Source organism: Bradyrhizobium sp. 155, from assembly GCF_023101105.1.
Lineage (GTDB): Bacteria > Pseudomonadota > Alphaproteobacteria > Rhizobiales > Xanthobacteraceae > Bradyrhizobium > Bradyrhizobium canariense_D.
In genome coordinates, this window is record NZ_CP064704.1 from 5,470,670 (window position 1) to 5,489,686 (window position 19,017).

Below are 19,017 nucleotides of genomic sequence, written 5' to 3' on the forward strand. Positions count from 1 at the left end.
TCCTGTCGCGTGGGCGGCGACAGTTTTCAGACGACGTTGATCTTCTCGAAAATGCCTTCCGCGCCAATTTCCTTGGCGTAGGTGGCCATCACGGGATCGGCGAGCTTCTTCATGGTGTCCCGTTCTTCGAAGGGAACGCGCTTGAGCTTCCCGGCCTTCTCCAGCGTGTCGAGCTTGACGACTTCTTCACTCGACTCCAGTTGTCGGCCGTAGTCGCCGGCCTCCTTGCCGGCCTTCATGATCGCGTCCTGCAACTCCTTCGGCAAGGTCTTTAGCGTCTTCACCGAGAAGCAGATCGGCCGGATCGACACGGCGTGTTGGGTCAGGTTGAGATGCGGAGCCACTTCGTAGAACTTCATCGCCTCGACGCCGGCCGCCTCGTTCTCGCCGGCCGCAATCACGCCGTTCTGGATCGCGTTGTAGATTTCGTTGTAGGCGATCACCGTCGGGCTCATGCCCACGGCCGCAAAGGTCTTCGACCAGATCGGCGCGCCCTGTACGCGCACCTTGAGTCCCCTAAGGTCGGCGAGAGTCTTGAGCGGCTTGTTGGCGAAGATATTGCGGATGCCACCGCCGGAATAGCCGATCAGAACGACCTCGGCCTTGGACGCGACTTCGTCGGCGATCGGCGCCAGGATATTGGCTTCGACGACCTTGTTCATGTGGTCGATGCCCTTGAACACGAAGGGCGCGTCGATGAACGGGGCCGCCTTGGCGAAGGTCGACATGTGAGCCGGCGAGACGATGCCGTAATCGACGGCTTTGCCCTGCGACATGTACTCGAAATATTGCTTTTCGAGGCCAAGCGAGGAATTCCTGTGCAGTGTGAAGTTGACGGGCTTGCCGTAGTACTTCTTGACCAGCTCTTCGAACCGGAGCAGGGCCCGGTTGAAGGCGTGGTCGTCGTTGAACTGGACCGCGCCGTTCAATGTGATCGGCGACTGTGCCCTGACGATTGACGGCATGCCCATCGCAGCCGCCGCAGTGGTCGCGCCGAGCCCAGCGAGAAATGATCTTCGCTTCATCGTCTCCCCTCCTTTTGATGCTCCGGCCCTGTCGCCGGGCCGTGAGCGCAGCCGGTATGCGGCTTGCGAGTGGGAAGCGTATGGAAAACCTCGGCGGGACGGAAGTCATTTCACGCGCGCGGGAGGCCCTCTTCGTCGCAGGGCCACCCCTTTCGCGAACTGCTGCACTGCAACTTGCGCTCCTGCCGGTGCGTGGCAGGCCGAGGGGAGCAGCCTCTCTTAGCAGACAGACGGCGTGCGGGCCCGTGCGCTGCACGCACAGACCCGCCTTCCACTGCCGCTTAGTGCATGTGGCCGATCAGATAGATGCCGCCGCCGATCACCAGCACGGCCGGCACGGCCCAGAGAATCAGAACTGGCATTTGTCATCCTCCTCAGTTGGACGTGCAGACCTTGACGGTCTTCATGCCGGCTTCAGCTTCGGTGCGCGATTTGTAGATCGCGCCCGATGGGCTGACGACGGTCATGGACGTGTCCGTCGGCTTCTTGTCGACGATTGTGCACTTCTTCGTCTTGACGTCCTGCACGACATAGAACTCGTCGGCCGCGAACGCCGGCAGGGATATTGCGGAAAGCATCAATGCTGCAGTTACTATCTTCAACTTCATTTGTAGTCCTCCTCCAGAGCCCGAGCCGTCAGCCCGGTCATCTACAAACGGGAAAAAGCGGCAATTAGTTCCCTGAGCCGGGAACGCTGTCCGCAATGAGGGGTTGTTGCGGCGCATGTTCAAACGAGGAGAACGAGATGAAGAAGTTGTTCCTGCTTTCCGCCGCGGCGGTCCTGATGTCGACCGGTGCTTTCGCGCAATCGACCGTCGTGACGACGACCGGGACGGGCCACGCGGCGGCCGTCCAGATCGAGCCGCAGTACCGAACCAAGATCAAATCCTACGTCACCGAGCATCGCATTCGCCCGGTGACCACGAAGGAAAAGATCGTTGTCGGTGCGGCGGTGCCGAGCGACGTCGAGCTTGAGGCCGTTCCCGCAGACTGGGGTCCGTCGCTGACGAAGTATCGCTACGTCTACTCCGGCGATCGCGTGATGCTCGTCGATCCCGGTACGCGCACGGTCGTTCAGGAAATTGATTGATCCAGGTGTAAGGGGGCCGCCTTGAGGCGGCCTCCCTCTCTGGGAGTTGACATTATGAAATCGCATCGAGAGGCCCGGATCGCCGGGCTCAGCCTGGCGGCCGTGTACGCCATGTGTCTCCTACTGACCGCAATCAGCATGAGCTGAGGCGCAGCCGCGGACCGCGCTGCAAAATCTTCTTCCTGGGCGGCGCGTCCGAACGCAAAAATTATTGGCGTAGCGCAAATCCCGCCCCTATGGTCTCCCAAAATCATAAATCCGGCGCTCCCCTGCGCTGGAACCGGGACGCCCGCGTTTGTCAAAGCTCACTTTGCCGGTCCGGCTCGCTCTTCTGGTGACGGGAACGATGTTGCCGCTGATCGTCTTCGCGGTCGGCATTGCCGTCTACAATTACAAACAGGACCGCAACGACGCGACCCGCCGCGTGCTGGAGAATGTGCGCAGCATGCGCCTCGTGCTGGACTCCGAGGTGCAGCGGATGACCGGCGGCCTGCAGGTGCTTGCACTGACGAATTCGCTGCGCAACGACGACTTCCAGAGCTTCCGCCGCATCGCGCTCGGCTTCGTCGACCAGTACGGCAAAGGCGGCCTCGTGCTGATCTCCGATCGCAAGGGCCGGCTGTTGTTTTCCTCCGCGACCGAGGACACCGCAAGCCTGCCGCCACGCGGTCATCTTGAGATCATCGAGAGGGTGTTTGCGACCAGGTCGCCGCAATATTCCGACCTGTTCACCGGCGCGATCAACGGCCGGCAGGTGCTTACGGTCGAGGTTCCGGTGCTCCGCGACGGCGAAGTGATCTACGACCTCTGCTTCAGCCCGCCGGTCAGCACCTTTCAGGACCTGGTGGAAAAGCAACGGCCCGACCGGGATTGGACGGTCTCCCTGCTCGACACCAAGGCTATCGTGTTCGCGCGCACGCCGAACCCTACGGAGATCTTTGGCAAACGGGCTACCGGCGCACTGTACGAGAGTATGTTGCGCACGCCGGAAGCCGCACTCTCGACGGTTTCGCTCGACGGCGTCGCGTTGTCCACCGTCTATACGAGGTCGCGGCTGACCGGCTGGACCATCGTGGCCGGCGTCGCCGAGAGCTCGCTAATCGCTCCGCTCTGGCGCAACATCGCGATCACCAGTTTTATCGGCGGCGTCCTGCTGCTGACCGGCCTGACCTTCGCGGTCCGGATGGCGACCACGATCGCGCGCGGCGAGATGCTGCACGATCTCCTGATCGACGAGCTCAACCATCGCGTCAAGAACACGCTCGCGTTGATGCAGGCGATCGCGGTGCAGACCTTCCGCAGCGCCAGCCGGGACGAGCGGGTAAAATTCGAGGGCCGGCTCGGCGCGCTGGCCGAGGCGCATAATTTGCTGAGCCAGGAGAAATGGGCGGGCTCCGAGCTGCGGGACGTGATCGCCCGCGCGCTCCAGCCGTTCCTGCTGAATAATCCGGAGCGCATCCGCATGGCCGGACCCGCGGTGCCGCTGTCGCCGCGGCTCGCCGTGGTGCTGTCGATGATCGTGCACGAGATCGCCACCAACGCGGCGAAATACGGCGCGCTATCCAACGAGACCGGCCGGGTGACGCTGGAGTGGCAGGTCGTCGCCGATGCGCCGAAGCCGCGGCTGCGCCTGATCTGGACCGAGATCGGCGGACCGCCGGTGACGGCGCCGGTGCAACGCGGCTTCGGCTCGCGCCTGATCGAGCGCAGCGCGCGCGACCAGCTCGGCGGCGAGGCAACGGTCGACTTCCTGCCCCGCGGCGTGGTCTGCACGGTGATTTGCGCGCTGGACGAGGCGCGATGAACGGAGGCCGGCAATGAAGATCACTAGGGTTCGCACGCACATTCTCGAAGCAAAGCTGTCGCAGCCCTTTGCCTATTCGCGCGCCTGGTACGACACGCGCACCGCAATGCTGGTCGAGATCGAGACTGACAATGGTCTTGTCGGATGGGGTGAATGCTACGGCCCGGCGCGCATCACGGCGGCAGTGGTGCAGAGTATCGCTCCGTGGCTGATCGGCGAGGATCCGTTGCGCACCGACGTGCTGTGGCAGATGGTCTATGCGCGCCTGCGGGATCACGGCCAGAAGGGCGTCGTGATCCAGGGGATGAGCGGCATCGACATCGCGCTATGGGACATCAAGGGCAAGCATTTCGGCCTACCCGTGCATCAGCTTCTCGGCGGCGGCGCGCGCAAGCAGGTTGCGGCCTATGCGACCGGTCTCTACCGGCGCAAGTCAGGCGATCCGCTGAACTATCTGGCGGAGGAAGCGGCGGGTTATGCCGCCGAAGGATTCCGCGCCGTGAAGCTGAAGGTCGGTTTCGGAATCGCGGAGGATGCCGCGGTCACCCGCGCGGTGCGCGAGGCGATCGGCCCCGATGTCGCGCTGATGGTCGATGCGAACCACGCCTATGACGCGGTCGCGGCGATCCGGCTCGGCCGCCTGATCGAGCGCCATGACATCGGATGGTTCGAGGAGCCGGTGCCGCCGGAGGACATCGCGGGCTATCGCGCGGTGAAATCCGCGCTTACGATTCCGGTCGCCGGCGGCGAGTGCGAATTCACGCGCTTCGGCTTCCGCGAGTTGTTCGTCTCGCACGCACTTGACATCGCCCAGCCCGACACCTGCGCGGCAGGTGGTCTCTCCGAATGCAAGAAGATCGCCGACATGAGCGAGGCGTTCGGCATCCGCTACAATCCGCATGTCTGGGGCACCGGGATCGCGATCGCCGCGTCGCTCCAGCTCCTCGCGGTGCTGCCCTCGCAAACGCCGACTTCGCTGTCACCGCTCGAGCCGATGCTGGAATTCGACCGCACTGAACATCCGATCCGGCAGGCGATTTTGCAGGAGCCGATCGAGCATGCGAGCGGCGTCGTGCGGGTGCCCGAGGGGGCGGGCCTCGGTATCGAGATCGACCGCGCCGCGCTAGCGCGCTTTGATGCGGAGGCCTAACCGATCGTCTGCAACGTCGGAAACGTCTCCAGCAGCCAGATGCTCACGTTCGAGACCGCGCCGGTGAGGAATCCAATACCGGTGATCACCATCAGGACGCCCATAGCGCGCTCGACATTGACGAGATGGCCCTTCATGCGCGCAAACAGGGTGGAAAACTGCTCGATCATCAGGGCAGCGATCAGGAAGGGAATGCCGAGCCCGGCCGAATAGACCGCGAGCAGGACGGCGCCCTTTGTCACCGTGGCTTCGGCCGCGGCGACCGAGAGGATCGCGGCAAGGATCGGGCCGATGCAGGGCGTCCAGCCAAAGGCAAAGGCCAGCCCCATCACATAAGCGCCCCAAAGGCCGACGGGCTTGGGCGCGGTCAAGCGACCCTCGCGCATCAACAGGCCGATGCGCGTCAGGCCGAGGAAGTGCAGGCCCATGACGATGATGACGATGCCGGCGAGGATCGAGAGTTCGGCCGACCAGGCCCGGATCAGCGCCCCGATCAGCGAGGCGCTGGCGCCGAGCGCCACGAACACCGTGGAGAAGCCGAGCACGAACAGGAGTGCCGACATCATGATGGCGCGTTTGGAGGCGGATGCGGGCTCTTCGCTTTCGACATGCTCGATCGTCGCGCCCGTCAGATAGATCAGGTAGGGCGGGACCAGCGGCAGGACGCACGGGGAGAGGAAGCTGACGAGGCCGGCAATCAGCGCCGCCGGGATCGAAACATTTTGCATGATGCAGTCGGAACCATCTCTGATGCGGCGCGCGGGGAATGCGCGCGGCCCGGAGCCGAACCGGCTCTGGTGTAGCCGATGCCAGCGAATGCGCAACAGAGGCGCACAAAACCAGGGCTCCTCCCGATGCCGTCTGTGATCACAGATGCGGCACCGGGACACGCACAAATCTCGCCAAAAAGCGAAACTCGGCGGCGCGGCTACTTCACCACGCGGAGCAGCGGACGCCGGGGCTGGTCCTGCGTCTGCTTGGAAGGGGGCTGCGGTTCGCTCGTGGCCGTCCGCAGCATTTCGTCGCACAGTGCCTTGAGATCGGCACTGTCAATTCCTTTGAGCTTCATCCGCACGTCCAGGATGACAATGGACAGCAGCTCGGCCGACTCACGGCTATTGCTCTCGTTGAGCACCCTGCGGCACTCTTCGAGCGTTTCCAGCACCGACTGCAACTGTTCGTCTGAATGCGACACGGCGTTCTTTCCGCTAATTCGGCCTGTGAGACGTGGTTGTGACGACCCCTTTGGCCCCCATGGAGCGTCGAGGATAACACGAGGCCGCTACGCCCCCGAACATGATTTCAGTGTGTTTCTGCCTTGAAACCGCGGTTCCGGCGCGTATCGCGTCGCGCCGCCGGCCGTCGAAACGCTCAGTCGTAAAGCGCTCGATCGTAAAACGCTCGCTCGTAAAACGCCTGGCGTGCTGCAATTGATCCATCGTGGAAGGCACCTGCTCTCGCGCAAGGACGTTCATTGCGGACAATGCCGACAATCCCGCAGGCAAGTCACGGCTCACAACGGAACTCACGCCACACCCCCTCATACGGGCGATGGTTTGCCCGATTCCTAGCCCTTGTTCCTAGGCTTGGCAGCACCCGAATACCACCTGCGGCGTAAGGATGACGTTCAAAACTCGTCGTTCCCCAACCCGCCGTGGTTGTGGTTTGCCCGAGATTCTGCCAGTTTAGCGACCCGAAGGGACTTGTATGCACTCCTTGGCGGAAAGGGGCGTTCCTCTGGAGGAACGCCCAAAGACAAACGTCAGCGGCCTCTCGGACTGGGATGCGGCGCGCATTTTCCTGGAAGTTGTCCGATGCGGAAGTTTCCGCTCGGCGGCCGAGCGCCTGTCGCTGTCGATCAACGCCGTTCGCCGCCGGATCGATGATTTCGAACGCCAGACCGGCACCACGTTGTTCACCCGCGACGTCCACGGCACCCGTCTGACCGACGAAGGCGCGCTGGTGGTCTCCGCCGTCGAGCAAATGGAGGCGGCTGCCTTCGACGTGCTGCGCACCAGCGATTCGACAGCGAACGCCCTGTCCGGCGAGGTCCGCGTCGCCGTCACCGAGGGACTTGGCACATTCTGGCTCGCCCCGCGACTGGTCGAATTCCAGCAGACCTATCCGAAGATCCTGGTCGATCTGCATTGCGCGATGCGTTCGGCCGACGTCTCCCGCCACGAGGCCGACGTCGCCATTCACCTGTCGCGGCCTTCGGCACTCGACGTCAAGCTGGTGCGGCTCGGCCGCATGCATCTGATGTTCTGGGCCTCCGAGAAATACATTTCAAAACATGGCGCGCCGCGCTCGGCGGCGGAGTTGATCAAGCACCGCCTGGTGCTGCAATTCGCGGACCAACTCGCCGCCAAGCAAACTTTCGAGAGCTTCTTCCCCGGCGTTCCGGAACGTGACCTTCTGGTCATGAAGACCAACGTCTCGAGCGCCAACTACTGGGCGGTCGCGAATGGCGCCGGAATCGGCGTGTTCCCGAGCTACGCCATTGCGCTTGGCGGGAAGTTGATTCCACTGGAGGTCGAGCTGAACAGACCGCTGGATATCTGGTTGTCCTACCATCCTGGTAGCGGCCGGATTCCGCGCGTACGGCACATGATTGACTGGCTGATCGAAGCCTTCAATCCGGCGCGTTTCCCGTGGTTTAAGGAAGAGTTCGTGCACCCGCATGAATTCAAGGACGAGTATATGGGCGAACCCCTGACCCAGCTCTTCGGGGGGTTTTCAACCGAAGACCGATGAGAAAAAAGATGAAGACAGCGGCGAAGAGAATGAAGCAGCGCAGTGCCGGCAAGCCGGACATTGAGCTGGGCAAGCGAATCCGTCTACGGCGCGTCGAGATGAAGGTCTCGCAGGCCGAGCTCGGCGAGAAGCTCGGCGTCAGTTTCCAGCAGGTCCAGAAGTACGAGAAGGGCGTCAATCGCGTCGGCGCGGCCCGGCTTCAGCAGATCGCCACCGCCCTCGATGTGCCCGTGACCTTCTTCTATGACGGCGACAACAAGGCGCGCGAAGTCGAGAGCCTGCTCTTCCTGGACTCGGCCTTCAGCCTCCGCCTGCTGCGCGCCTACAGCAAGATCAAGGACCAGACGGTGCAGCGTCAGCTCGTCTCGCTGATGGAATCGATCGCAGCGAACGAAGCCTGAGCCGATCGGCGTTCGTGCCTTTCCGCCCGATGTTCAATCCGCCGCGTCACGGGGCGCGGCTGGATTGAACGAGACCCGGACGAGATATATCCGGCCCGCGCTTGCGCGGACTTCTCGGGGCGGCATGACCGCCCCTTTTTGTTGACCATTTTTCCCGCCGTCGCCCGCGGTTTGCGCGAACCCATTCCTGCCCTGTCGCGACCCGATCCAGAGACCGCGTGCCTTGCGCATGGGGCTCGCGATGCGCCGTGCTTGAGGGAGCCGCAACCGGGAGACGCTAGCCTCCCGCCGATTTCTCGAATCAGCCCGACGAACCGGGAATTGCCGATGCGAGCGCCCGTCCGGGCCTCGCTCTCATAGGGAAGATGGGACACATGTCGAAGCGCCATGCGATAATCATTGCCGTCGGCATGCTTGCGAGCGCCTCTGCGCTTGCTCAGACCGAGACCATTGGACAGGCCGGGCCCAAGCCGGCGACTGCGGCTGGCACGGTGCCGGCCACCGCCAATCCGGCCCACGCAGCCGCACCGAAAACCGCCGCGCCGGCGGCCGCATCTACGGCGGAGAGCCGTTCGGCCGCAGCGCTCGCGCTGACGCATGAGCCGACCTATGACGAAGGCTCCGCCCAGCGCATCAAGGATGCGGCGCTGAGCTATTCCGATCTGGCCGTGCGCGGCGGCTGGCCGACGATCCCGGCAGACGCCAAATTCGCGCCCGGCGCCCAGGGCGCCAATGACGATCTCCTGCGCAAGCGGCTGATCGTCTCCGGCGATCTTTCCGCCGACAAGGCGAGCGGCGCCTTCGACCAGGATCTCGCCGACGCCGTGAAACGCTTCCAGGCCCGCCACGGCCTCGCGCCGACCGGAACGATGACGCCGCGCACGATCGCGGCGATGAACGTGCCGGTGCAGAACCGCATCCGGCAGCTCGAGGCTTCGCTGCAGCGGCTCGAGAACATGAATTTCGGCTTCGGCCAGCGCTATGTCGTGGTCAACATCCCCGCCGCCTTTGCCGAAGCGGTCGAGAACGACGTCGTGGTAAGGCGCTATCGCGTGATCGTCGGCAAGACCGAAAAGCCCTCGCCAACGCTCACCGCCCAGATCAGCAGCGTCGTCCTCAATCCCACTTGGACGGTGCCCTCCTCGATCGCCAAGACCGAGATCTCCGCGCATATGCGCAAGGATCCCACCTATCTGTCGCGCATGCACATGGAGGTGCTCGACGCTCACGACAATCCGATCGACCCGAATTCGGTTGACTGGTCGGGCACGCATACGCCGAATTTCACCGTGCGCCAGCACAACGGCACGTTCAACGCGCTCGGCGCGGTCAAGATCGACATGCCGAATTCCTATTCGGTCTACATGCACGACACCAACCAGCGCAATCTGTTCAGCGATGATTACCGCTTCGATTCCCACGGCTGCTCGCGCGTCGACAATGTGCGCGATCTCGCCGCCTGGCTGCTGAAGGACCAGCCGAAATGGAGCCGCGCCGCGATCGACGCGGAGATCGCCAGCGGCCAGCATCTCGACGTCGCCATGGCGAAGAAGGTGCCGGTGGCCTGGATCTACCTCACGGCGTGGATGACCAAGGACCAGACCGTCCAGTTCCGCAACGACGTCTATCACCAGGACGAGCAGTTGCTGGAGGCGACCGCCGAAGAGGCGGCCTTCTTCAGCAATGCCGGCAGCCACCCGCTGACCGCGCACATGACCAGATAGATCGCGCCATGCAATCGCGGCACAGGCGGCTGCAAAGCCAGGTCCGTTGTCGCGGTTGACCCTGGCCTCGCCCCGGCCGAACATTGCGCCTCGCCAACGAAAGCGCCCGCGATGTCCGACATGTCCAGCACGACCGAAATTCCCTACGCCGACGGCAAGATCCTCAAGCACACAGCCAGTGGCGTCGGCGTGATCACGTTCAACAATCCCGACAAGCGCAACGCGATGTCGCTGGAGATGTGGGAGGGATTTGGCGAGGCGCTGACCGCCTTACGCGATGACGCTGCCGTGCGCGTCGTGATCCTGCGCGGCGGCGGTGGCAAGGCATTCGTGTCGGGCGCCGACATCAGCCAGTTCGAGAAGACGCGCCATAACGCCGCCGCTTCCGAGGAATACGCAAAACGCAGCGCCGCCCAGCGCGCGCTGCTCGCCGATTATCCCAAGCCAACGATTGCCTGCATCCAGGGTTTTTGTCTCGGCGGCGGCATGCAGGTGGCGATGCTCGCCGACATCCGCATCGCCTCCCATGGCAGCCAGTTCGGCATTCCCGCGGCGAAGCTCGGCATCGCTTATGGCTATGACGGCTTGCGGCACTTGGTGTCGCTGGTTGGCCCGTCCTGGGCACGGCTCCTGATGTATACGGGCATGCGCATCGATGCGTCGGAAGCGCTGCGCATCGGGTTGGTCGAGCGCGTGCTTCCGGAGGATCAGCTCTGGGGCGAGACCATGGCCATCGCCGAGACGATCTCGCAAAATGCGCCGCTCGCGATCAAGGCCGCCAAGCTCACCATCGCGCAAGTGTTGAAGGACGAAAGCGCGCGCGACATGGACGCGATCAGGGCGGTCGGCACGGCCTGTATGGACAGCGTGGATTTTCGCGAGGGCCGGCAGGCCTTCATGGAGAAGCGCAAGCCGCAGTTCCAGGGACAGTGATTCCGTCGCCAGCGAGCAAAATGAAACAATCCAGAGTGCCTCTGCCTGCTTGGCTCTTCGCGATGACGGCGGGCAAACTGAACATGCATTCAGGAAGATTAAATTCCCACGGCCCCGCAACACCATAGCAACCAGCTGATTTGCTGGAAGTTCTCTCGCCATCAAACGAGGGAGATTGCGATGAAACTGAAATTTGCTGTTGTTGGTCTGGCTGCCCTGGGCGGCGCCGCTCTCGCATCAGGACAGGCACTCGCAGCGATGCCGAACGGCATTCCGCAGGCCGACCGTATCGCGAGCGGCCCGGCAGCCGACGTCGATCAGGTGCGCTGGGTCTGCAACCCCTGGGGTCGCTGCTTCTGGCGTCCGAATTATTACGGCGCCTACGGTTTTTACGGCGGCCCGCGACGCTTCTACGGCGGCCGTCCGTGGGGCTGGGGCGGCCACCGCCACTGGCGTCGCTGGTGAATTGCGAGGGGCCGCGAGGCCTCTCTTCCTTGACTACAGCGCCGCAAGCACCGCCTTCGTGATGTCGGCGGTTCCGTTGCGGCCACCAAATTCCATCGGCTTGAGACCGTCGGCATAGACCTTGTCCACCGCACGCTCGATGGTCTCGCCGGCCTCGGCCGCTCCTTCGACGCCGTGCTTGTCGGCGAGCCAGTCCAGCATCATTGCAGCCGACAGGATCATCCCGGTGGGATTGGCTTTGCCCTGCCCCATGATGTCGGGCGCGGTGCCGTGGCACGGCTGGAACACGGCGTATTTGTCGCCGATGTCGGCCGACGGCGCCATGCCGAGGCCGCCGATCAGGCTCGCGGTGATGTCGGAGACGATGTCGCCGAACATGTTCTCCATCACCATCACGTCGAAATCCCAGGGACGCTTCACCAGCATCGCCGAGCAGGCGTCGACATAGAGCCGGTCGGTCTTCACCTCCGGATGACGCTTGGCGATCTCGTCGAAGATGCCGCGGAAGAACGCAAAGGCCTTGAACACGTTCGCCTTGTCGACGCAGGCCAGCGCGCCGGGCTTGCCGCGCGCCTTGCGCCGCTCGGCGAGACGAAACGAGAACTCGAACAGGCGCTCGGACGTCTTGCGCGTGATCAGCATGGTCTCGCGCGCCTCCTCATGGGTGACGACGCCCTTGCCCATCGAGGCGAACAGGCCTTCGGTGGACTCCCTGATCACGACGAGATCGATGCCGCGCTGGTCGGCGCCGACGATCGGGCTCGGCACGCCCGGAATGAGCCGCGCCGGGCGCACACCGGCATAGAGATCGAAGATGAAGCGCAGCTCGATCTGCGGCGCGATCTCGGTGTTGTCAGGATAGCGCACCGACGGCAGGCCGCAGGCGCCGAGCAGGATCGCGTCCGCCTCCTCGCACAGCTTGATGGTGGTGTCCGGCATCGACTTGCCGGCGGCGAGATAATGATTGGCGCCCGCCGGCGCCTCGGTGAAGCGAAAGCTCAGGCCGGATTTCGTCTCGATCTTGCGCAGGACTTCGATGGCCGGCGCCATGACTTCGGGACCGATGCCGTCACCGGCAAGCACGGCAATGTGGAAGGCGTTATTTGCGGACATCGGTTTCCTACTCTCTCCAACGTCATGCCCGGGATCGTCCCGGGCATCCACGCCTCGATACCAACTCCATGGCAAGACGTGGATGGTCGGGTCAAGCCCGACCATGACGACAAACTAGCAGCGTTGGTTACGGCGTCAGCACCGTGCGGCCAACCACCGCGCCCTGCTGCAGTTGCACCAGCGCGTCGTTGGCCTTGGCGAGCGGCTGCCGCGTCACGGGGATCGGCGCTATGTTCTTCGCTCGCACGAGGTCGAGCAGCTCCTGCGTCTCGCGCAAATTGCCGACATAGCTGCCCTGGATCGTCACCGCCTTGATCGGAATCAGCGGCAGCGCCCAGGTCGCACCGCCGCCGAACAGGCCGACGAGGACGAGCTTGCCGCCCTTGGTCAGGCAGTCGAAGCCGAGTTGCGTGGTGGCGGCGTTTCCGACGAGATCGAGCACGGCGCGGATGGGACCACCGGCTTTCTTGGCAAGCTGCTCCAGCGCGTCGGGCGCCTTGGGATCGACGGTCGCGAGCGCGCCGGCTTGCTCCGCCGCTTCGCGTTTCTTCGCGTCGATGTCGACCATGATCGCGCCCTTGCCGCCCATCGCCTTCAGCAGCGACAGTGCCATCAGGCCAAGTCCGCCGGCGCCGAACATCACGATCGGCGTGTCGAAGTGCTGCTCGAGCTTCTTCAGCGCGCTGTAGGTCGTGACGCCCGAGCAGGCGTAGGGTGCAGCCGACGCGGGATCGAGGCCTTTGAGGTTGAGCAAATAGCGCGGATGCGGCACCAGCATGTGGTCGGAATAGCCGCCGTCGCAATAGACGCCGAGCGAGCGCGGCGTCAGGCACATGTTCTCGTCACCGGCGAGACAGGTCGCGCATTTGCCGCAACCGATCCAGGGATAGACCAACCCGACATCGCCGATCTTCACGTCGCCCTGGTCCGACGACTTCACGTCCGGGCCGAAGGCGAGCACCTCGCCGACCGTCTCGTGCCCCATGGTCAGCGGCAGGTTGATGCCGCGGTCCTTCAGCGAGAGCGGCTTGCGGCCGTGGCCGAGATCGTAGCCGCCTTCCCAAATGTGAAGGTCGCTATGGCAGACGCCGGCGGCCTTCACCTTGATCAGCACCTGCGTGCCGGACGGTTGCGGCGTGGCCTCGTCGAACTCCTGCAGCGGCGCCTTGAAATCGGCGACCTTGAAACTTTTCATTGGCGTCCTCTCGGATATTTTTGTTGTCGTCGCCACCATGGCATGGGCGGCAGGACGAGACAAACTCGGACCTGTCTAATTTAGGCTGACGGATGATGGCAAGCCGGCCACGCGCAACGCCGCATTGCTTGCCACAGCGTGGTATCCGTCAGACTTCCCGTGAGACTTGCCGTCAGCCTTGCCCTCAGCCTTGCACGGCTGTTTTGCCTGACGGAATTGGCGCATTGTCGGTGAGCCCGATCTCCGCGCGCAGTCCGTCCGTGTGCTCGCCAAGAACGGCTATCGTCTTGCCCGGTGTTGTATCAGCACCGGTCATCCGGAACGGCAGATTGAGGACCTGGAACGAGCCGCCTTCATCCTCGACAGACGAGAGCGCCTCTCGGTGCGCGAGCTGCGGATCGGCCAGTGCTTCGGACACAGTGCGGTAGGCCGAGGCCGGCACGCCGGCCGCACCTAACGCGACAAGACAGACATCGGTCGAGAGCTGCCGCGACCAGGCCTCTACACCGTCCATCAAGTCGGCCCAATGATCGCGACGCGCGGCGTAGGTGGAGAAGCGCGGATCGGAGATCCATTCGGGCCGGCCGATCACTCCCATCAGTCCCTGAAACGTCTTCTCGCTGGCAACCGTGATCATGACATAACCGCTCGCCGTCTCGGTCGGCCCGAACATCGGGCGCGGCGGCGGCTTCACGGTGAACTGCGAGTTCTGCAACTCGATCAATGTCAGCGTCAGCATCGATTCCAGCATGGAAACGTCGATATGCTGGCCGAGCCCAGTCAGGGTGCGCTGGTAGAGCGCCGACGCGATCGCGCCGAACCCGTAGGTGCCGGTGACGACGTCGGCATGGTAGATGCCGCAATAATCCGGGCGGCTGCGGCCGGGCTGATAGGCGAGATGCGCCATGTCGTAGCCCGAGGCTGCATGGATCACCGGCGCATAGGCCGGCAGCTCGGCCGACGGGCCGCTCTGGCCGTAGCCGGAGATCGAGCAGTAGATCAGCTTCGGGTTGACCGTGCGTATTCTGTCATAGTCGAGCCGCAGCCGATGCATCACGCCCGGGCGGAAGTTCTCGACCAGGATGTCGGCAGTCGCGGCCAGCCGGCGGACCGCCTCCTTGCCGTCCTCGGACTTGAGGTCGAGCACGACGCTCTTCTTGCCGACGTTGAGCTGGCCGAACACGGTGCTGCAGCCCTTGCGCAGCGGCGGCCGGGTCCGCATCGTCTCACCGCCGTCGGTCTCGATCTTGATGACCTCGGCGCCCATGTCGGCGAGCATCCGCGCACAATGGGGACCGGCGATGGTGGTCGAAAAATCCAGGACCCTGAGGCCGGCGAAGGCCTTTGTCGTGGTCCCCTCATGCTTATCTGATAGCTGCATGCCTGCTTGCGTCCTTGAGTCACTTAGGAACTTATCGAAGTTCTCTGTTGTTGGTGCGCCGACCCTAGAGGGCGGCGGCTGAGTAGGAAAGTCTTTACCGAACAGACACGTCTCGCGGGCGGGCTTGGGAATTCCAGGGCAACTGGACCCGTTCTTGCATAGCAGCAATCGGGCTCCGGCAGAGGGCAGCAGTTCTTGAGGGTCTTGTTCGTTACGACAGAAATGGACGACTTTGTCCGCGTCGGCGGACTTGGAGCCGTTTCCGCTGCACTCCCCCGAGCCCTTCGTCCTTTCGCCGACATCCGGGTCATGTTGCCCGGCTATCGCGACATCATCGAACAACTCACGCATATCCAGGTCGTTGGCCGCTGTCCGGCGTTCGCGGAGATGCCGGCCTGCTCGCTCGGCCGCGCCGCGACCAAGGACGGCCTGCCGGTCTATGTGCTGTTGTGCTCGCAACTCTACGACCGGCCCGGCAACCCCTATGGTGACGAGTCCGGGCGCGACTGGCCCGACAACGACATCCGTTTCGCGCGCTTTGCCTCGGCCGCCGCTGAGCTGGCGATGGGCACGTTGGACAAGGATTGGGCAGCAGACCTGATCCACGCCAATGACTGGCAGGCTTCGCTCGTGCCGGCCTACCTCGCCTGGCGCGGCTCCAAGCTGCCGTCGATCCTGACCATTCACAACCTCGCCTATCAGGGCCTCTTCCCGAAGGACTCGCTGCGGCGGATCGGCGCGCCGGAGAGCTCCTTCCACATCGACGGCGTCGAGTTCTACGACCAGCTCTCCTTCCTCAAGGCCGGGCTGGTCTACGCCTCGCATCTCACCACAGTCAGCGGCACCTATGCGCGGGAGATCACCACGGATGAATTCGGCTGCGGTCTCGAGGGCCTGCTTCGAGTCCGCTCCGACGCGGCCGAACTCACCGGCATCCTCAACGGCATCGACGAGAGCTGGGACCCGCGTTCCTGCGCCCAGCTTGCCCAGCAGTTCGGCGCCGGCGACTGGGTCGGCAAGAAGGCCAATGCGGATTACGTGCGCAAGCAGTTCGGGCTTGCGGTGTCGCGCGGCCCGATGTTCGGCATCGTCGCCCGGCTGGTGCACCAGAAGGGCATCGACCTCGTGCTGGCGGCGGCCGACGAGATCGTCGATGCCGGCGGGCAAATCGTGGTCACCGGCTCCGGCGAGCCGGCGCTCGAGCAGGCGCTAATCGACGCGCATCGCCGGCGGCCTGACGCGATCGGGGTCGTGATCGGCTTCAACGAGGCCCAGGCGCGCCGCATCTTCGCCGGTAGCGACTTCACATTGATGCCGTCACGCTTCGAGCCCTGCGGGCTCAGCCAGATGTACGCCCAGCGCTTCGGCTCGCTGCCGATCGGCCACCAGACCGGCGGCCTCGCCGAGACCATTACCGACGGCGAAACCGGCTTCCTGTTCTCAAAACCTTCGCATGAATCCTTCCTCGGCGGCGTCCGCCGTGCGTTCTCCGCCTTCATGGCGCAGGACCAGCTCGACACCATGCGTCGCAGTGCGATGGGACGGTCGTTCTCCTGGAGCATCCCGGCCGGCAGCTACAACGCGCTGTACCGGAAGCTGGCGGCGGTGTGAGGCCTGCGTGTCCTCGTCATTGCGAGCGTAGCGAAGCAATCCAGACTGTTTTCCGTGGCAGCAGCCTGGATTGCTTCGTCGCAAGAGCTCCTCGCAATGACGGTGGTTTGTGGCAACGGCGGAGGACTTCACCCCCTCCCGCGCACATCCATCTGCGACCGTCCGATCCAGGCACGGTTGAGGCACCGCGTCATCCAGTCGGGCTGCGGCTCTCCGCGCAGCCGCGCTTGCGCTTCCTGGTAGGGACCGACATAGCGCAGCCGGTCTGGCAACCTTGGATAGACCCGCCGTATCCATCGCAGCGCCTTCTCGGCGGATCTGGTGTCACGCTCGTCAAGCTCGAACCCGAATCCCACACGCAAGCTTTCCGGCAGCAGGCTCGCGGTGAGCGCGCGATACCAGCGCGGCGGACGCAACCACGGGCGCGCTCCACCAAAGATCTGCGCGGCGATATCGCGCGCGGCCGGGCTGACGGTCAGCGTATCCGACTGCGTCATTGCCGCGGTGTAGGCCGCAAAGCCGGACCAGTCCGCCGGCAGATCGTGCGCCGTCAACCCGAACAACGCACCGAACAACCGACTCTCGGCCCAGTAGCGTTCGCGTTCGTCCGCCGAGAGAGGCGGCAAGACCAGATCATGCGCCATCAGCGCGGTCTCGACCAGCGTGGCATGAACCCAGCGCAGCGACGGGATGTCGTTGGCACAGTAGCGCGAGCCTGCCGCGAACGGACCGACGGTCTCGGGCATCTCGCCGACGATCATGCTGTGGCGCCGGTGCAATTGCCGCGACGACAACAGCGCGCGGTCAAGCGAACCGAACACCATGGCAAAGACGATGTCGAAGGTGCGGTGAAATCGTCCGATCGGATCAGCGAGGGTTTTCGAATGCTCGGCGATGGCGGCGGCGACCCAGGGATGCGCGAGTTGAAGGAGCAGCGCCCGGCCGGCGCCGAGAAAGATCACGGCCTCGCGGTCGATTTGCCAGGTCACCGTGTCAGGGCCGAACACGCCGGCGACCGGTCCCGCCGCGTTGGCGCGGACGGTATCAAGGGCAGATTCAAGTTCGCTCCCGGACACCACCTGCAGGGACTTTCGATTGCGGACCAGGACCGACAATCCGCAAGGCATGTGGCAATTCGATGAAGGGGACGATCGCTTGCGGCCCTACTCCGCCGCCATCGGCATCTCGTCCATATGTTCGTGCAGCACCACGCTCGCGAGCGGATCGAACTCGCCAACCCACGGCCTTCGCTCAAGCACTGACTTTGTGTGCGAATAGCCGGCATCCCAGCGCCGCATGATGCCGGACGGACTGAAGTCGATATCCTTGGTGTGGCTCTCGCGGTCGAGCTGCGGCGCAAGCAGGCGCACGACATGCATCCTGGTCGGGCAGCCGTAGTCGATCAATTCCCTCACAGCCGGATTGCTGCGCTCGCTTTCAGGCAGTCGCGCGGCGAGCTGGCTAATGACGTGGCGCAGGCGATGGGTTTGCTGCTGGCGCGTGATCTGGCTCGCGATCCGGCTGGAATATTGCACATCCTTGTGCCGGTTCAGCACCTCCGCCATCGTGGTCGGCTCTGCGCCGGCGGGATTCCACAAATGCACGGCGAGGATCAGCGAATTTTTGCGTGGATTGTCGTCGAAGACGGCCTCGGTCGGCGTGTTCGACAGAATGCCGCCGTCCCAATAGAGCTCGCCGTCGATGCGTACCGCCGGAAACGCCGGCGGCAGCGCGCCCGAAGCCATGACATGCTTCACCGTCAGCTCGCCGTCGCGGCTGTCGAAATAGCGCATCTGGCTGCTGCGGACGTGAGCGGCGCCGACCGTCAACCGTGGCGCGCAGCGGTTGATCCGGCCGAAATCGACAAGCTCGAGCAGCGTCCGCTCCAGCGGCGCCGTCGAATAGAAGCCGGCGTGATCGGCTCCGAGCGGATAGGAATCGCCCGCATGCGCCAATGGATTGGGACGGAAGAAGCCGGGAATGCCGTGGGTCAAGGTCGACCAATAGGCGAGCTTTTCATTGAAGCCGGCAAACGGGGTGCGCAGATTCCAGACCGGATTCTGCTCCATCCGTTTCCAGAACTGCTTCAGGCGCAGCAGCCGCTGGTCAGGCGCGTTGCCCGCAATGAGCCACGCATTGATGGCGCCGATCGAGGTGCCGATGATCCAGTCCGGCTCGATGCCGGCCTCGTGCAGCGCCTGGTACACCCCGGCCTGATAGGATCCGAGTGCACCGCCGCCCTGAAGCACCAGCACCACCTGGCCGGGCAGATCCTTCGACACGCTGGTATCGCGCTTCACATCGTTCATATTCTGCTCCCTGAGAGCCCGTACCCTTGCCATGTTCGCTCCTAGCGATCCTATGTTACGCG

18 protein-coding genes are annotated in these 19,017 nt (G+C 64.0%); 9 read left to right on the forward strand and 9 right to left on the reverse strand.

The features are described 5' to 3' along the window. Positions 1-26: 26 nt before the first annotated feature. Both IVA93_RS26520 and IVA93_RS26525 read right to left on the reverse strand, forming a co-directional pair. Positions 27-1,025, reverse strand: a complete 999-nt coding sequence (locus IVA93_RS26520) for a TRAP transporter substrate-binding protein (RefSeq protein ID WP_247789268.1) — start codon at positions 1,023-1,025, stop codon at positions 27-29. Between the two features lie 374 nt (positions 1,026-1,399). Beyond that, complete coding sequence (locus IVA93_RS26525) at positions 1,400-1,633, reverse strand: hypothetical protein (RefSeq protein WP_026233301.1); 234 nt, start codon at positions 1,631-1,633, stop codon at positions 1,400-1,402. A 137-nt stretch (positions 1,634-1,770) separates the two neighbouring features. On the opposite strand from IVA93_RS26525, the gene IVA93_RS26530 reads away from it, so the two are divergent. The 3 genes from IVA93_RS26530 (at position 1,771) to IVA93_RS26540 (ending at position 5,069) form a co-directional block, all read left to right on the forward strand. Beyond that, complete coding sequence (locus tag IVA93_RS26530) at positions 1,771-2,115, forward strand: DUF1236 domain-containing protein (protein ID WP_018457104.1); 345 nt, start codon at positions 1,771-1,773, stop codon at positions 2,113-2,115. Between the two features lie 346 nt (positions 2,116-2,461). Then, a complete protein-coding gene (locus IVA93_RS26535) occupies positions 2,462-3,919 on the forward strand; it encodes a sensor histidine kinase (protein ID WP_039799959.1) in 1,458 nt (485 codons plus the stop codon). A 13-nt stretch (positions 3,920-3,932) separates the two neighbouring features. Continuing rightward, positions 3,933-5,069, forward strand: a complete 1,137-nt coding sequence (locus IVA93_RS26540) for a mandelate racemase/muconate lactonizing enzyme family protein (RefSeq protein ID WP_018457107.1) — start codon at positions 3,933-3,935, stop codon at positions 5,067-5,069. Here the strand turns inward: IVA93_RS26540 and IVA93_RS26545 are convergent. Continuing rightward, positions 5,066-5,797 (reverse strand): cytochrome c biogenesis CcdA family protein, encoded by a 732-nt coding sequence (locus IVA93_RS26545; RefSeq protein WP_083926459.1) that lies wholly within the window; start codon positions 5,795-5,797, stop codon positions 5,066-5,068. The two genes, IVA93_RS26540 and IVA93_RS26545, sit on opposite strands and share 4 nt — an antisense overlap. 200 nt (positions 5,798-5,997) lie before the next feature. Next, positions 5,998-6,264, reverse strand: a complete 267-nt coding sequence (locus tag IVA93_RS26550; protein ID WP_018457109.1) for a hypothetical protein — start codon at positions 6,262-6,264, stop codon at positions 5,998-6,000. A 512-nt stretch (positions 6,265-6,776) separates the two neighbouring features. Between IVA93_RS26550 and IVA93_RS26555 the strand changes: the two genes are divergently transcribed. The 5 genes from IVA93_RS26555 (at position 6,777) to IVA93_RS26575 (ending at position 11,346) form a co-directional block, all read left to right on the forward strand. Beyond that, entirely contained in the window at positions 6,777-7,823 is a 1,047-nt protein-coding gene (locus IVA93_RS26555; protein WP_018457111.1) for a LysR family transcriptional regulator, read from the forward strand. 29 nt (positions 7,824-7,852) lie between these two features. Beyond that, complete coding sequence (locus tag IVA93_RS26560) at positions 7,853-8,224, forward strand: helix-turn-helix domain-containing protein (RefSeq protein WP_026233304.1); 372 nt, start codon at positions 7,853-7,855, stop codon at positions 8,222-8,224. Positions 8,225-8,598: 374 nt separating this feature from the next. Beyond that, on the forward strand, positions 8,599-9,948 hold the full coding sequence (locus tag IVA93_RS26565) for a L,D-transpeptidase family protein (RefSeq protein ID WP_018457113.1): 1,350 nt from the start codon (positions 8,599-8,601) through the stop codon (positions 9,946-9,948). 111 nt (positions 9,949-10,059) lie between these two features. Next, positions 10,060-10,881: an enoyl-CoA hydratase gene (locus IVA93_RS26570; protein ID WP_018457114.1), complete on the forward strand. Its 822-nt coding sequence runs from the start codon at positions 10,060-10,062 to the stop codon at positions 10,879-10,881. 180 nt (positions 10,882-11,061) lie between these two features. Next, a complete protein-coding gene (locus IVA93_RS26575) occupies positions 11,062-11,346 on the forward strand; it encodes a hypothetical protein (protein WP_085352111.1) in 285 nt (94 codons plus the stop codon). A gap of 33 nt (positions 11,347-11,379) precedes the next feature. On the opposite strand, the gene IVA93_RS26580 is transcribed toward IVA93_RS26575, so the two are convergent. The 3 genes from IVA93_RS26580 to IVA93_RS26590 form a co-directional block, all read right to left on the reverse strand. Then, positions 11,380-12,459, reverse strand: coding sequence for an isocitrate/isopropylmalate dehydrogenase family protein (locus IVA93_RS26580; protein WP_085362255.1), 1,080 nt, complete (start codon positions 12,457-12,459; stop codon positions 11,380-11,382). Between the two features lie 127 nt (positions 12,460-12,586). Next, positions 12,587-13,654 carry an alcohol dehydrogenase gene (locus tag IVA93_RS26585; RefSeq protein ID WP_018457117.1) on the reverse strand — a complete coding sequence of 356 codons (1,068 nt, stop codon included), beginning with the start codon at positions 13,652-13,654 and terminating at the stop codon, positions 12,587-12,589. Positions 13,655-13,838: 184 nt separating this feature from the next. Then, positions 13,839-15,035, reverse strand: a complete 1,197-nt coding sequence (locus tag IVA93_RS26590) for a CaiB/BaiF CoA transferase family protein (RefSeq protein ID WP_018457118.1) — start codon at positions 15,033-15,035, stop codon at positions 13,839-13,841. Between the two features lie 195 nt (positions 15,036-15,230). Here IVA93_RS26590 and glgA point away from each other — a divergent pair, with 195 nt between their 5' ends. Further along, the gene (gene glgA / locus IVA93_RS26595) at positions 15,231-16,646 is read left to right on the forward strand and encodes a glycogen synthase GlgA (protein WP_039799962.1); all 1,416 of its coding nucleotides are present in this window, start codon (positions 15,231-15,233) and stop codon (positions 16,644-16,646) included. Between the two features lie 128 nt (positions 16,647-16,774). On the opposite strand, the gene IVA93_RS26600 is transcribed toward glgA, so the two are convergent. Continuing rightward, complete coding sequence (locus tag IVA93_RS26600) at positions 16,775-17,773, reverse strand: oxygenase MpaB family protein (protein ID WP_249799825.1); 999 nt, start codon at positions 17,771-17,773, stop codon at positions 16,775-16,777. A 36-nt stretch (positions 17,774-17,809) separates the two neighbouring features. Beyond that, positions 17,810-18,955 (reverse strand): patatin-like phospholipase family protein, encoded by a 1,146-nt coding sequence (locus IVA93_RS26605; protein WP_018457121.1) that lies wholly within the window; start codon positions 18,953-18,955, stop codon positions 17,810-17,812. Positions 18,956-19,017 lie beyond the last annotated feature (62 nt).